The organism is Adhaeretor mobilis (assembly GCF_007741515.1).
Lineage (GTDB): Bacteria > Planctomycetota > Planctomycetia > Pirellulales > Lacipirellulaceae > Adhaeretor > Adhaeretor mobilis.
Genome location: NZ_CP036263.1, coordinates 4,040,528 through 4,054,913 on the forward strand (window position 1 = coordinate 4,040,528; position 14,386 = coordinate 4,054,913).

Consider the following 14,386-nt stretch of genomic DNA (forward strand, 5'->3'; position numbering starts at 1 on the left):
AATTCCATCGCTTACCGGGGAAAGACCATGCGACAGCTAGAGGGGAAAATCGCACTTGTCACGGGGGCGGCGTCCGGCATTGGGCGGGCGATCACACGGCGGCTAGCAGCCGAAGGTATGCGTTTGTACGTGCTCGATGTGAACGCACAAGCACTCACCGAAACCGTTTCCGAAGCGAAGCAACAAACCGGCGATGTCCTCGGGCGTCACTGCGATGTAAGTCAGCCCAAGCAAATCACTGCGGCTGTACAGCATCTGCTCGATCGCTGGGGCGGCGTCGACTTGCTGGTGAATAACGCCGGCATTACCTATTACGGTCGCACCGATGAAATGGCCGACGAGCATTGGGAGCGTCTGATGGCGATCAACTTGCATGCTCCTGTCCAGTTCACACGCGAACTCCTGCCGACTCTTTTGAGTCGCGATGAGTCGCACGTACTCAACATAGCCAGCATCTGCGGCTTGGTTGGCTTAGGACGGATATCTGCCTACACGACCAGCAAATTTGGCTTGGTGGGCTTTAGCGAGTCGTTAAGAGCCGAATACGGACGGCGCAGCCTCGGTGTCACGGCCATGTGCCCAGGTTTGGTCGACACCAACCTGTTTACTTCAGCACCACTTGCTACCAAAGCCGCAAAGCACAAGACGCCACCAAAATTCCTGCTCTGCACACCCGAGAAGATCGCCAACCGCTGCGTACGTGCCGTCAAGAAAAATCATGGCACCGTCGTCATGCAGCCCTACGCCCGGCTCTTGCACGCAACTAAACGGGTTACGCCCGGGTTGCTCGACTTTGTGCATCGCTTCAGCCGGAAGAAAAAGAAACCGACAGTTTCTCAGCCGGTTGTCACTGCGTCCTCGCGACGGGCTGCTTGAACTTGTCGCACGGGCGCCGCTTTCGTTTGGCCGTCGAGCTTGCTCGCCGCGCGGTCTTTACGGCGAGTAAGCTCGACTACCAACAAGTGCTGCTGGCCGAAGACTCTTCACCTGCACCTATCCCTGCACAATGTGCGCCCCGCGAGCTGGTTTCGTCACAAAGGGCGTTGCCTCGATTCCGGTTTCCTTCTGGTAACCTTGGCAGATTTTGTCTGCGATTTCGCGTTCTTTGCCCGCAGCCACTAGTGTGACCGTACACCCGCCAAACCCTCCACCAGTCATGCGCGAACCGATGACACCGCCTTCGGTGCCAACGCGGTGTGCTTCATTGACAAGCACATCAAGCTCGGGGCAGCTCACCTTGTAGTCGTCACGTAGTGAATTGTGGCTCGCGTACATCAGCTCGCCAACATCCTCCCAATCGCCCGCTCGCAACGCTTCGGCCGCTTTGAGAACTCGTTCGTTCTCACTCACAACGTGGCGAGCACGGCGGAAGAGAACCGGCTCTAACTTGTCCGCGTAGGCTTCCAGCTTTTCGAGCGTAATGTCTCGCAAAGCTTTGACGCCCAGCTCCTTGGCAGCGGCTTCGCACTGGCTGCGTCGCTCGGCATACTCGCCTCCGGTGAGCTCGTGTTTTACGTTGGTATTGATGATCAGCACGGCAACATTCAGATCGTCTAGAGAAACCATCTCTGCGGTTTCTGTGCGACAATCGATTAGTAGTAACTTGCCCGCTTCGCCAAGGGAAGAACTGAACTGATCCATGATTCCGCACGGCACACCGGCATAGTCGTGCTCAGCTTTTTGACAAAGCCGTGCCTTATCCACGGGGTCCAGTTTCTTCCCCGTGACCGCTTCGATCATCGTAGCCGTGGCCACTTCCAGCGCTGCGCTACTGGAAAGCCCCCCGCCGAGCGGCACCTTCGAGTCGACCGCGAGATTCAGCCCGCCCGGCTCCATACCGCGTTCCAGACAGCCTGCAAACGCTCCGCGAATGTAGCTCGTCCAGGTGACTTCCTCCGGCTTCAAATCGTCAAGCGAAAAATCAACGGTTTCATTGAGCAGCGTGCTGTGAACCTTCACCAGCTTCGACCCCTGCTGCTTAGGCCGCCCGCCCGCGATCACCACGTAGCGCTCGATCGCCAACGGAAACACAAACCCCGCGTTGTAGTCGGTGTGCTCACCAATCAGATTCACCCGTCCAGGGGCGGCCACGATCCACTCCGGCGGTACATCAAAGGTCCGCTCGTAATCTGCGCGCACGGTGGCTATCTGTTCGCCAAAGGAGGGAGTCTCGAATTCTTCCTCAGCTGGGGCACCTGTGATCGACTGCTGGGTCATGATTTCGAAGTCTCCTGTCAGGGGTGCTGTGGAGTATCCTCTTTACGATCTGCGGACGGTTGGGTTTCGAGACGCACACCATCGTGGGGCACGCGCATCCTAGTGCAGAGAGTGGCAGAATTCAACGCACCAGGGCGTTGAAATGAGGCATTGCAGGCCTTGCCCACAACTGCTTCCGCGGGTATTATCTGGGATTCTCAATAAACCGCTACTGCGGGCTGTGTTCCAACTCATAGCCACTAACGCTGAGGACCGCAAACCATGCAAGCTGACATCCATCCTGAATACCACGACACCCAGGTCACCTGCGGCTGCGGCAACTCGTTTCAAACTCGCAGTACGCGAGAAGAACTGAAGGTCGATATTTGCAACATGTGCCACCCGTTCTACACGGGCAAGCTCAAGTTCGTAGATACCGCCGGTCGCATTGAGAAATTTAAGAACAAGTTCTCCAAGGCTGGCTACGCGAGCCTCAAGCGTGGGAAAAAGGGTGCCGAGGCGAAGGCAGCAGACGCGAAGTAGCTTGCATCTCGACGTTGCCCCTCTAGCCTCTAGCGCAAGCTAGAGGTTTTGTTTTTCTGTAGCATAATAACCCCACGGCATGAGCCGGGGGCTAGTGCAATCCAACATCATCCACGAAGCGCCACCTCCCAGAGTAATCGTCCATGCGAGACATGCTTGAAGAGAAGCTCGCCCGCTTCGAGGAACTCGAAGGATCGCTCGTTGATCCTGAGGTGCTGTCCAACTCCAACAAGCTTGCAGCCGTAGCTCGCGAGCATGGCTCGCTAGCGAAACTGGCGGGCAAGTATCGCACCTTCAAGGAGTTGGCCAACGAGATTCACGAAACGCGTGAAATGGCTGCCAGCGAAGATGGCGACATGCGTGAGCTCGTCGAGGCCGAGTTGGAAAAGCTAGTCGAGCAGCGAGAAGCAATTTGGGCCGAGCTACTCGAGATGACTATCGGCGGCGAGGATGCAAATCGCACGCGCTGCGTCATGGAAATCCGTGGCGGTGCTGGCGGCGACGAGGCGGCCTTGTTTGCCCGTGACCTGTACGAAATGTACAAGCGTCACGCGGAATCGAAGCGTTGGAAAGTGGAGATTCTCGATCATAGCCCGACCGAGCTGGGGGGCTTTAAGGAAATTTCGCTCGCCATCGCCGGTGAAGGGGTTTATCGCGAGCTGGCTTACGAAAGTGGCGGTCACCGCGTACAACGCGTACCGCAAACCGAAACACAAGGTCGAATCCACACCTCTGCAGCCACGGTGGCCGTGATGCCTGAGCCAGAAGATGTGGAGATCGAGCTCACTCAGGAAGACTATCGCATCGATAAGTTCCACGCCAGCGGCCCCGGTGGGCAGCACGTAAACAAGACGGAATCTGCCATTCGGCTCACGCATCACGAGTCCGGCATTCAGGTTCAGTGTCAGGATGAGAAGAGCCAACACAAGAATCTTGCCAAGGCGTTGCGTGTGTTGAAGTCGCGGCTGTACGATGCGAAGCGGGAAGAGGAAGACAAGAAGCGGGCCGACCAACGCCAAACGCTCATTGGCTCTGGCGATCGTAGTCAGCGTATTCGCACCTACAACTTCCCAGACAATCGCTTGACCGATCACCGCATCGGCTTCACGGTTCACAAGCTCGACCAAATTCTCGCCGGCGATATGCAAATTGTGACCGACGCGCTGATCGACTACGACCGCCAAAAGCTGCGTGACGCATTCGCCGGTAATCAAGATTGAGCATCAATGTCTGACGAGCCCGAGTCCAGCGAAACTGTGTCCGAACCGTCCTGGACAATCGGCCGATTGCTCAACTGGACCACCGAGTTCCTCACCGAGAAGGGCATCGATAGCCCGCGTCTCGAAGCGGAAGTCTTGCTCGCTCATGCCCGCAGTTGCCAACGCATTGAGTTGTACGCAGCCTTCGAGGAAGCAGCCGAAGAACCGCTCCGCGAACGGTTCCGGTCACTCGTGAAAGAGCGAGCTGCCGGCAAGCCAGTTGCTTACTTGGTTGGGCAGCGGGAGTTCTACTCGTTGTCGTTCCAAGTAACCCCCGACGTACTGATCCCGCGACCTGAAACGGAGCAGCTTGTACTTCGGTCGCTAGATATCGCTAAAGGTATCGAGGCCGACCCCCTTCGCATCGCGGACATCGGCACCGGTAGCGGCGTACTGGCGGTTTGCTTGGCGAAGTACTTACCCGAGGCGCGAGTTACTGCTGCGGATGTCAGCCCAGCGGCTCTTGAGGTTGCTCGCAAGAATGCTGAGCGCCACGAGGTGAACACACGCATTCGATTCGTCGAGAGCGATCTCTTCGGACAGGTCCCTGCTGAAGTAAAATATGAAATCATCGTTAGCAATCCTCCTTATGTGAAAACTTCCGAGCTAGCTGAGTTGGCCATCGATGTTCGCGGCTACGAACCGGCCCTCGCACTCGACGGGGGAGAACAGGGCGTCGATGTGATTTCGCGATTGGTCGCTCAAGCGGCTGAGCGGCTGAACCCTGGCGGCTGGTTACTCATGGAAATCGGTCCCAGCACCGTCGAAGACACTGAGCAGTTGGTGAGAGACACCCCAGGGCTGGAGCTTAAGCCTACACTCACTGACGATGCTGACCTGCCTCGTATTGTTCAGGCACAGCGACAGTCCTGATTCTCTTAATTACCACGACCCACACGAAGAACACAAAGAAACCTAAAGTGTTTTTTGCTTAGCGCTCTTTGTGTGCGTCGTGGTTACTGAGTTCTTCGTCACTTTACTGAACACCCAATCCGTTAGATTAATCTTAGAATGAGCAATACTTCACTTCGATGGTTGTCACTCGTCCTACTGGATCAACCCAAAATGCCCGCGGGCGCTGCGCTGGAGCAAAGTTTTCAAGAGCTATTCCCCGGCGAGGTGAAGCTTACTGTTAGCAGTGCTGCGGAGCGGATTGTTATATGTACCTTGGGCCAACAAGCAGACGATTTCACAGCAGCCATCACACTCGTCGAGCAACCAGTGCCCTGGCAGCAACTCGAGGGACCGTGCGAAACCGCCCGGTACTGGCCTGAGGCAGTGGCAACACTGAAAGATCATCAAGCTCACCTGATGGTCACCCTCATCGACGAAGGTACGAAGTCGCTTGACAAGAGCATCGCCCTCACACAACTGGTCGCTGCGACAGTCGCCGCAAGCGAATCTGCAACCGGAGTGTTTTGGGGCCCCGGTCGTCTCGTTCACCCGCGAGACGGATTTCTCGGGCAAGCGGAACAAGTGCAACCGGAGAACCTCCCACTCTTTCTCTGGATTGATTTTCGAGTCGAAAAGGTTGAGGCAGACGGTACCGAAACGGTGCGGCTCTACACAACTGGCCTCGAAGCGCTCGGCCAAACTGAGATCGAAGTCGATCAGTTCAACGGCACACCGCAGGAACTGCTTGAATACGCATACAACATCGCCCACTATCTGCTGATTGGCAGCAAAGCCGTGGAAGACAGCCACACCATCGGACTAACCGACGAACTGCAAGCCGTGGTCACACGTGGCCCTTCGTTTCTTGATCCTGAATTGGAAGTGTTGCAACTGCGTTTGGAAGTTCCGACCGAATAGAATTTTGCTTACCACATATTTTGGAACCACAGAGGACACGGAGAGCACGGAGTTTTGTTGGGAACCTTAGAATGAACTCAAAGCTCTTTCTATAGTCCAGCTGCTCTTGCTAGAGTAATTTTCGACAACAATAGCAACAGTGATAAAAGGCCGATCTCGATGGTTCAGTGCAGTAGTTCGAAGTAGTCATGCTCACGAGGCTCTAGCAATTTTGAAGCTACTGTAACGGTTCAGCGTTGAGTTCGGTGCAAGCACCGCGGCAAAATGTCTTTTGTGAGTCGCTACAGCAATCTCAAAAACGTTCCAACACTGCTTCTCCGTGCTCTCCGTGTCCTCTGTGGTTCAAAAACCATTTCAATCGGTATCGTTCTCAATTTACTCGCCGCGGAAAATGCTTTGCCGCAACAAGTTCCGATTACTTGTGAAAGGTCCGTCGGTGGTGTCTTCTTCGAGCACGCTGAACATCATCTGTATTTTGGCGTCACTGTCATCCGCATAGTGCACCAGCAGCGCCTCAGGCGTCATCGGCGGCTTAGGTGCGCCCCATTCCGGCAATCGCTGGTGGGCGATGATAATGTGTTCCAGCCGAAGTAGTTTCTCGGCGTCGATCTCGCTATCGACGGCCGCTTCTCGCAGAATATCCCGCCCTTGCAGCATGTGACCGATGAGTGTGCCCTCAGGCGTATATTCCGCTCCGATGGGCGTGGCGCGAAGTTCTCGTAGTTTGCCGATGTCGTGCAGTACGCCGCCTACGATTACCAAGTCCGTATCAAGGGCCGGCTCGAGGTCGGGAAACATATCTGCGTACTTCTCAGCCAAATGGACACACGTCTTGGTGACGCTGAGCACGTGCTCTAGAAAGCCCCCTGCGTAGGCGTGATGATTCCGCGTCGCAGCGGGTAGTCGAAGTAACGTTTTGCGATTCTCATTGAGGATCGCCGAAGTCAGTTCGGCCAGTGGCTCATCGGCCACTTTCTCCTCGACAATCGCGAGTAGCGAGTCAAACAATTCCTCAGGATCGACGCGCGAGCGGGGCAAGCACATCGACGGGTCGAAACCCTCTTCGGAGTCCTTTTCTTCGACCGAACGAATCTTGCGAATTTCTAACTGCGGTCCGAAAGTCGTCTCGCGCAGCTTAGCACGAATCTTGTAAAACTCGCCTACCTCCCAACGCTCGCGACACTCTTCGGCCAGTGGCACGTCGTTCCAGACCGGAAAACTCACCTCACGTTCCGCATCTCGAAACGCCACACGGTGATACGGCTTGCCATCCTTGGTGGTAAGCGCTTCTTTTGCGGACATTAACGCAAAGAAGTCGCCTTCTTGGCCATTTTCGAGTTCGGAAAGTTTGATGAGGGTTGTTGGCATGTGAGTAAACTCGGATTTTATTCGTGAGACATGTCTTTTCGAATTCTACAAGAAAGGAACAACGTCCCACTAGGAGTTTTGCTTTTTGCTCGAAACGTGTTTTAGCGAGCAATAGTCCGGAGCGTGAGGGTAGTACTCTATACGTTTACCTCTATGTTTCTCGCATTTCTTGATCGGCCTTGCGCGCTGGCAGCATTGACTATTGGCATGCAAAAGTCGGCGGCTCGAGCGATGTGCGTGAACCCGTTGGCCTGCGAGAACGGTGCATTGACAGTGCCATTTTATCTCATTTCTTGGCACAATTTCTACGGAAAAGAAGGTCCGCGCGGCAGGATCTTTGCGGTTATCATTTAGGAGAGCTCAACCGTCCGACTTGAGAAGCAGTGGTGGTATGTGTAAACCCGACCAATCGCTTAGAAAGCCCCGACTGGCAGATCTAGGGGATGACCTGCTCGAACTTACCCTGTGGCAACAAGTGAGGGCAATCCTCCTGCCTCTCGGATCTTTTGCAGCATACTGGCCTCTTGCTTACTCGGGCCACTGGGTGCTGGCCGTACTTTCATTGATGGTTTTGAGCTTTACGACCTATGGCTCCACATCGCATGACCTCGTGCACCGTAACCTGGGTCTGCCTCCTTGGTTAAATCAGCTACTCTTGTCGATAGTCGAAGTTCTAGCTCTCCGCAGCGGCCACGCCTATCAGGCGGCGCATCTTCATCACCACGCTCGATATCCACATAGCGACGACATTGAGGCCGATGCGTCTCGTATGACTTTTTTGCGTGCTCTGTGGGAAGGTGTTATCTTCCAAGCTCGTATTTGCAAGTGGGCTTGGAAACATGCACCAGGGCAGCGAAGGTGGATTGCTATCGAAGGAGCCGTCGTTACGTGCTCCGTAGTTGCAAGTCTGCTCGCGACTGAGTTTACGCTAATTCCATTCGCCTACGTTGTTCTCATGGTAGCAGGCAGCTGGATAATTCCATTGATAACTTCCTATCTGCCACACGACGCTCATGGTGACAGCGAGATTGAACAAACCCGTCGCTATCGAGGGACTCTTATCCGGTTGCTCTCCTTTGACCATCTCTACCATTTAGAGCACCATATGTATCCTGCAGTTCCTCACGTGAAGTGGCGGATACTTGCCGGACGCCTCGATCCGTGGCTTGATAAAGCAGGCGTTCAATCAATTCGTTTGTGGTTTTGAATCAAATAGGATAGATCACTATGGTGCGAAAATGGCTGCGATTCCTGCTCTGGCAGCCGTTCTCGATTTTCTGTCGGCGGTTTCCATTGTGGCCTTTTCGGGCCGAGGTGACTTGCCCGACGGATGGAGTTGTGTGTATACGAATCGATAATGCGATTACACGTCTGTTGAGTCGATTCAGTGGTGGCTACGATTATGCTGTTGCTTATCTGGTGGACGGTTCGCTCTTGATCGACACGGGCTTTCCTTGGGCACGTCGTCGCCTCGAGAAAACCCTCGTGGAACTTGGTGCAGATCGATCGATCGCAACTGTAGTGAACACGCACTACCATGAGGACCACACCGGAAACAATGATCTTCTTGTCGAACTATGCGGGGCGACGATTCTGGCACATCCGGAAGCTGTGCCCGAGATACGCTTTCCATCAGAGCTGCCGTGGTATCGGAGTTTCCTGTTCGGGGACTCTCAGGTTGTAGAAATTTCTGCCCTCGACAGTACAGTCAAAACTTCAAACTACAATTTTGAGATCATTGATACTCCAGGGCATTGCCCTGGCCACATCTGTCTGTTTGAGAAGCATAAGCGTTGGCTGTTCAGTGGCGATCTCTACGTTGCCGCAGACCTCGACAGCCAACTTGGTGACGCGGATGGCCCCGCTTGGATCGCCAGCATTGAAACCGCTCTTAAGCTCAATTCCGAATGGATGTTTGATGCACACGGCAGCATCTTCGTTGGAGAGAAAGCCGTCCGTGAGCAACTGGAGCTGAAGCTGGATTTTCTTATCGCGATTCGCCAGCGCATTCGGACGCATGCAACTCAGGGGCAGAGCATTCAGCAATTGACGCGAAAAGTTTTCGACCGACGCGACCTAGTAAGCCTACTTTCTTTCAGCGATGGCTGGATGTCTTTGATCACGGGTTCAGACTTTTCGCGTGGAAATCTCATTAAGTCGTTTCTGCGGGAACTAGATAACTAGAGACTCTAGCGTTTCGTCGCCATGACGATCACGCCAACAGATATGAGAGCAATTCCCAGCCATTCTCGACCCGCTGGACGTTCCCCGAGAAACACTACGGCAAAGAACGCAATGAGTACAAGGCTCAACTTGTCGACCGGGGCGACTTTTGAGGCTTCGCCCAGCTTCAATGCTCTGAAGTAGCAAATCCACGACGCGCCCGTTGCCAAACCCGACAAGCCTAAGAAGATCAGCGCCTTCGAGGAAAGGGCAGTCGGGTTGCTCCATTTTCCGGCCAGCCAAACGAACGCCGACAGCGGCAGCAATACGACCACCGTGCGTATGAGCGTAGCGAGATCGGAATCGACGCCCTTCACGCCCACCTTGGCAAAGATTGCCGTGAGCGCAGCGAACAGGGCGGAGAGCAATGCCCAGTAGAGCCAAGGAGCAGGGGAGGGCATCAATCTACTCCACGTGTTTGAGTATTTGTTGGCCCGCACAGCGGCCCCTACACCCGTACCGCTTCTTCGCTCAACTTCGACACCATGCTCTGCAGTTGCCCGCGTAGGTTGTCCATCACGGGGTCGCCCTCGGCGCTACGATCGCGACGGCTCGCCACCTCAATCGGGTCGCCCACTTGCAGGACCACTTTCAGCGGGCCGTGGATGCGAACTTTGTCGGTGAAGTCTTCCTCGAAACGCTCGACGGTTTCTAAGATGTGCTCCTGGATGTTCTTTTCACTCATTCGCACGTAATTCCTCGGGTAGTGCGACATCTGCTGCACATAGTAGCACGCGGCCAATTGACGCCAGCGGTCTTGGCGCTCCTCCTCGTTGAGGTTGTTTTCGATGAGCCCGGGCAGGATGGTTGAACGTAGAGCCTTAACCCTCGCAACAATGCTCTCTTCAGAGCTATCCTCTTCGCCGTGCTTGATCCCCCAGCGCTGTTCCAACTTCTCCAGCATGTCGTGGATGAGTTTATCCACACGTTCGTAAAAGTCGCCCGTGCGGGCCCAGCCGAAGTACTCAATCTCTTTGAGCGAGAGCAATGCCTGACCGATTTGGCGGATGCGTTCCACGAGCGGTTTTTCCGTTTGGGAAAACCACGAGAAGTGCGATTCGATTTCGTCGAGCACCGGCTTCACCGACTCTTCCAAGTTGCCTTGAAAGAAATAGCGTATACCGATGGGGTGGATCACTACTCCGCCATCGACGCCTGCCTTTTCGCGGCGCTTGGCTGCTGTGCGCGCTATGAACGACACCCCACCAATCAAGGGCATGAGGCGGTCATTATGGCGGGAGATGGCACCTTCTGGGAAAATCACCAGCGGGCGGCGACCCTCAATGAGTACTTCTACAGCTTGGTCGATCGCTTGGCGGTCGACCCCTTCCCGGTACACACTAAAGCCACCCATACGGCGCATGACGAATTGGGCGAGCCAACTTTGCTTGAACAAATGCCAGGAAGCCATTGAGTAGAGGTGACGATCAATCTCGCGCGAGAGCATGCCCATCGTTAGGGGGTCGGACATGCGGCAATGGTTAGGCGAAATGATAATGCCGTGTCCCGCTTCGACCGACGCCCTCAGCTTTTCAGCATCGCGGACTTCCACCTCATGGATTCCATAGGCCTTTCGCAAATGGCGTGTGAGATAGTACTGAATGAGCGTAGGCCACCATTCGGCTTTCACCGGCGGGACAAACTCGTAGGGTTCGTCGATTACTACCCGCTGCATTGATGTATCTCTAAAGGGCTACTGGCTGTTGGCTCTGAGAATAGGCTAATCGTTAAAGACTGGCTGATCCTAACTATTTGAACTTGGATGCAAGGATAACGCAGAACATAGCTCGTTGCCCAGTGCAGGTTAGGCTCGAAGACGGGGAATTTCGCTCGCCTGGGTCGCAGAATGGTCGATACGATCCATACCATGAAGAAGCAAATTCGCAAGAAGATTACTCCACGAAGGGAATCGGCCGCACAAACGACTGCCGCGTGGCAGGAGAACTTTGTGCGTTACCTGCGGACCGAATGCCACCTCGCCACAAACACTGTGGATGCCTATGAGCGAGACATGGCGCGATTCTTCTCTTGGCTGGACAAGCGGCGCTTGCAGCAGATGAGTGTGAGCGAGTTGGCTGGCTATAGCGGTTGGTTGGCAGAGGAGTCGCTTGCTCCGGCTAGCATCAGCCGGCACTTGGCTTCCCTGAAGGTTTTCTTCCGCTTTCTGCAACTCGAAGGTGTTCTCAAGGACAATCAAGCGGAGTTACTCACAAGCCAGAAGCTGTGGCAGCGCATTCCGCAGGTTCTCTCTGCCGGCGAAGTCGATGAGCTGCTCACAGCGCCGAAGCCGTTTGACGGACTTTGGCGGCGTGATCGAGCCCTGCTAGAAATGCTGTATGCCACGGGATGCCGGGTTTCGGAGCTGGCGAATCTCAAGCTGCGCGATTTGCATTTGAAGGATCGCTATTCTCAATGCCGCGGCAAAGGTGACAAGCAGCGCATTACACCACTCGGCATGAGCGCGATTGAGGCCGTTGAGAAGTACATCGCGGAAGAGCGGGAAGCCTTGGCAGCGAAGAAGTCGCCGCCTGAGCCCTATCTGTTTCTCTCCTCACGCGGGAGACGCCTGAGACGCGAGCGAATTTGGGAGCTGCTCAAGCGATATGCGGCCCGGGTTGGCGCGCCAGAAGAGATCAGTCCCCATTCATTGCGCCATAGTTTTGCCACCCACCTACTGGCTGGCGGGGCCGACCTGCGGCAAGTGCAGGAGATGTTAGGACATGCGAGTATCGCCACGACGCAAATCTACACCCATGTAGATCACACACGATTGAAGAGCGTGCATGAGACGTTTCACCCGCGGGCTTAGAGGTCCGCTTGCTGATGAACTGAAGAACACGACAGCTAAGCCGCAAGCGGCCGGTTCTACTCTTTCAATGGAGCAAAACGCACACGTTCGATCAGCTTGTGTTGCACACCGTTTTCTTGGTATCCCGTGATGGCTGTCATGGCGTTGATCGCGTATTGATAACGCAAGTCGAAGTCGGCATCGATTTCGACTTCCTGATCGGTCGTGCCGGGTCCGCCCGAGTCGTCGACCATGCCGCGGATGGCGTTCTGCAAATCGAGGAAGCTCGCATAAGGTTGATCTCCGAGTTGGATTCTTGCCAACTCGCGATCGGCCCCGGCAACAAGCTTCACTTTCAACAACGGCGTTTCGCTGGGTTGTGCGCTCGAACCGGCCGATGCGGGCATGCGGATATTGAAGTCGCCCTCGGGCAGCACAATCTTGAAGGTGAATACAAAGAACACCAGCAGCTGGAACACGATGTCGATCATCGGGGTCATCTGCAGAACAATATGCTCACGGTGTTCGGTGTTGCGTATCTTCATAATTGGCTTAGACGATAGAGCCTAACGGAGTACAGTTTTTTACCACGGAAGGCGCAGAGAGCACGGAGGTTTGTTGGGTATCTCGCAAAGGCGCAAAGAATTTCACAATCTACTTACTCTAGCTGATAATCAGTAAATGTCATGGACAGCACAACTGTCTACAAAGATAGGTCTGCTGTGTCACGGCGAAAGTCACAAAAACTTCTTCTCTATGTCCTCCGCGCCCTCTGTGGTTCAAAAAAAACAATTTCGAGTTGCTCACTACTCTGGTTTCCCCAAGGTCGGGACTTCGCTCTGTTTTCCGCGGAGGGCGAATCGCTCGAATTTTAGGTCTTGGCAAGTGTCTATGATTTTTTGCACATTGCCAGTGCGGGCATCTTCATCGGCTCGGATGATGACTGTGACGTCGGCAAGGCTCTTGGTCGTGTGCCGCTGTATGATTTGGCTTTCTAGCACCAGTGCGGCGCGTAATGAATCCGTACTGGTCAGATCGCGACCCGCGTAAAGGAAATCGCCGGAATCAGTGAGATGGATGGTCAGCGGGTGCTCGTAGGGAGCGACCGGTGGCGTGGCCAATTCGCTCGCGGGGAGTGTGACGCGTTGATCTTGCTCGACGTCCGAGAAGTTGATTACTAACATGAAAAAGGCAATCAACTGGAACGTCATGTCGATCATCGGCGTGAGATCGCCTTCGACAATGCCCCTGTGGCCTCTGTTCTTGATTCTCATAGCGACCTTCTCGTAGCGACTACGCCTTTGCCGGTTCAGCCGGTTTCTGGAAACGGTTCATGAGGCCTTCGCTCACGATGCCGACTTCCAGTGCTAGCCGGGCAACACGATTGCGCAGGATGTTGTAAGCGGCGAGCGCGGGAATGGCGATAGCCAAGCCGATGAACGTAGTGAACAGTGCGGTAGATATACCTTGAGCGAGCGCCTGAGGATCGGGGGCTCCGGTCGCGGTATTGGCAATCAAACGGAAGGAGGTGATCATACCGCTAACCGTGCCGAGCAACCCGATCATGGGGCTCAGCGTACCGATGAGCGCCAGGTAACTGAGCCGATGCTCCAGCCGCATGTTTTCCTCTTCGCCAACTTCCTGCATGGCTTCGATCGACTCGCTGTAACCACTAGAAACCTTCGCGATTCCAGCAGAGAGCACGTGTCCCAGGAAGGATTCGTCCGCTTTGGCCAGTTCATATGCCTCTTGATACTGTTTGGCGTTGAGGTGTTCTTCGAATCCATCGACCAAATCCGTCGGAACAACATTCTCTCTACGGGCAGTGAGCAAGTTCATCACGAACAGCGCCACCAGGGTAAAAGAGATACCCAGAAATACGAGCCCATAGAACCAGCCCACGGCACCGGCTGCCCAACTAAGGTAGCTAATGTCATCCCGGTCACTGGAAGGCGCTTGGACATCCTTCTCCGTAGAGGCGGGCGTGTCGTTAGCTTCCTGAGCGAATACGGCAGGGCTGCTCAGACTGAGACACGCCACCACGAATAGGAGAGCTGCTAGAGCTTTGAGCAGCCGAGTCGTTTCTTGCATTTCAAGATTTCTCGCAACGAGGAGCTTAAAAAAATTGATGGTTTACCTGAACGTGCAGTTCGAAGTAGGAATTTCTGTTTCTCTAATGTAATTGCGGCGCACCATA

The 14,386-nt window shown here is 54.7% G+C and carries 15 protein-coding genes; 8 read left to right on the plus strand and 7 right to left on the minus strand.

The window, feature by feature from the left end; genetic code table 11:
• Positions 1–27: 27 nt before the first annotated feature.
• The gene (locus HG15A2_RS15855) at positions 28–876 is read left to right on the plus strand and encodes an SDR family NAD(P)-dependent oxidoreductase (RefSeq protein ID WP_145061211.1); all 849 of its coding nucleotides are present in this window, start codon (positions 28–30) and stop codon (positions 874–876) included.
• Positions 877–993: 117 nt separating this feature from the next.
• Here HG15A2_RS15855 and galK read toward each other — a convergent pair whose 3' ends face one another.
• Positions 994–2,217, minus strand: a complete 1,224-nt coding sequence (gene galK, locus HG15A2_RS15860; protein WP_145061213.1) for a galactokinase — start codon at positions 2,215–2,217, stop codon at positions 994–996.
• Between the two features lie 261 nt (positions 2,218–2,478).
• Here galK and rpmE point away from each other — a divergent pair, with 261 nt between their 5' ends.
• From rpmE to HG15A2_RS15880, 4 genes are all read left to right on the plus strand, one after another.
• Entirely contained in the window at positions 2,479–2,739 is a 261-nt protein-coding gene (gene rpmE, locus HG15A2_RS15865; protein ID WP_145061215.1) for a 50S ribosomal protein L31, read from the plus strand.
• Between the two features lie 143 nt (positions 2,740–2,882).
• Complete coding sequence (prfA, locus tag HG15A2_RS15870; protein WP_145061217.1) at positions 2,883–3,959, plus strand: peptide chain release factor 1; 1,077 nt, start codon at positions 2,883–2,885, stop codon at positions 3,957–3,959.
• A gap of 6 nt (positions 3,960–3,965) precedes the next feature.
• Positions 3,966–4,871: a peptide chain release factor N(5)-glutamine methyltransferase gene (gene prmC / locus HG15A2_RS15875; RefSeq protein WP_145061219.1), complete on the plus strand. Its 906-nt coding sequence runs from the start codon at positions 3,966–3,968 to the stop codon at positions 4,869–4,871.
• 138 nt (positions 4,872–5,009) lie between these two features.
• On the plus strand, positions 5,010–5,810 hold the full coding sequence (locus HG15A2_RS15880) for a DUF4261 domain-containing protein (RefSeq protein ID WP_145061221.1): 801 nt from the start codon (positions 5,010–5,012) through the stop codon (positions 5,808–5,810).
• A gap of 375 nt (positions 5,811–6,185) precedes the next feature.
• Here the strand turns inward: HG15A2_RS15880 and HG15A2_RS15885 are convergent, their stop codons facing one another.
• Positions 6,186–7,178 carry a 3'-5' exoribonuclease YhaM family protein gene (locus HG15A2_RS15885; protein ID WP_145061222.1) on the minus strand — a complete coding sequence of 331 codons (993 nt, stop codon included), beginning with the start codon at positions 7,176–7,178 and terminating at the stop codon, positions 6,186–6,188.
• 391 nt (positions 7,179–7,569) lie between these two features.
• Between HG15A2_RS15885 and HG15A2_RS15890 the strand changes: the two genes are divergently transcribed.
• Positions 7,570–8,385 (plus strand): fatty acid desaturase family protein, encoded by an 816-nt coding sequence (locus tag HG15A2_RS15890; protein WP_145061224.1) that lies wholly within the window; start codon positions 7,570–7,572, stop codon positions 8,383–8,385.
• A gap of 20 nt (positions 8,386–8,405) precedes the next feature.
• Positions 8,406–9,362, plus strand: coding sequence for an MBL fold metallo-hydrolase (locus tag HG15A2_RS15895; RefSeq protein WP_145061226.1), 957 nt, complete (start codon positions 8,406–8,408; stop codon positions 9,360–9,362).
• A 5-nt stretch (positions 9,363–9,367) separates the two neighbouring features.
• On the opposite strand, the gene HG15A2_RS15900 is transcribed toward HG15A2_RS15895, so the two are convergent.
• Positions 9,368–9,802 (minus strand): EamA family transporter, encoded by a 435-nt coding sequence (locus HG15A2_RS15900; RefSeq protein WP_145061228.1) that lies wholly within the window; start codon positions 9,800–9,802, stop codon positions 9,368–9,370.
• A 47-nt stretch (positions 9,803–9,849) separates the two neighbouring features.
• Entirely contained in the window at positions 9,850–11,076 is a 1,227-nt protein-coding gene (locus tag HG15A2_RS15905) for a lysophospholipid acyltransferase family protein (RefSeq protein WP_145061230.1), read from the minus strand.
• A gap of 192 nt (positions 11,077–11,268) precedes the next feature.
• Here HG15A2_RS15905 and xerD point away from each other — a divergent pair, with 192 nt between their 5' ends.
• Positions 11,269–12,210, plus strand: a complete 942-nt coding sequence (gene xerD, locus HG15A2_RS15910; protein ID WP_145061232.1) for a site-specific tyrosine recombinase XerD — start codon at positions 11,269–11,271, stop codon at positions 12,208–12,210.
• Positions 12,211–12,266: 56 nt separating this feature from the next.
• On the opposite strand, the gene HG15A2_RS15915 is transcribed toward xerD, so the two are convergent.
• From HG15A2_RS15915 to HG15A2_RS15925, 3 genes are all read right to left on the minus strand, one after another.
• Entirely contained in the window at positions 12,267–12,734 is a 468-nt protein-coding gene (locus HG15A2_RS15915; RefSeq protein ID WP_145061234.1) for an ExbD/TolR family protein, read from the minus strand.
• Positions 12,735–12,995: 261 nt separating this feature from the next.
• Positions 12,996–13,463, minus strand: coding sequence for an ExbD/TolR family protein (locus HG15A2_RS15920; RefSeq protein WP_145061236.1), 468 nt, complete (start codon positions 13,461–13,463; stop codon positions 12,996–12,998).
• 19 nt (positions 13,464–13,482) lie between these two features.
• Positions 13,483–14,280 (minus strand): MotA/TolQ/ExbB proton channel family protein, encoded by a 798-nt coding sequence (locus tag HG15A2_RS15925; RefSeq protein ID WP_145061238.1) that lies wholly within the window; start codon positions 14,278–14,280, stop codon positions 13,483–13,485.
• Positions 14,281–14,386: the final 106 nt, after the last annotated feature.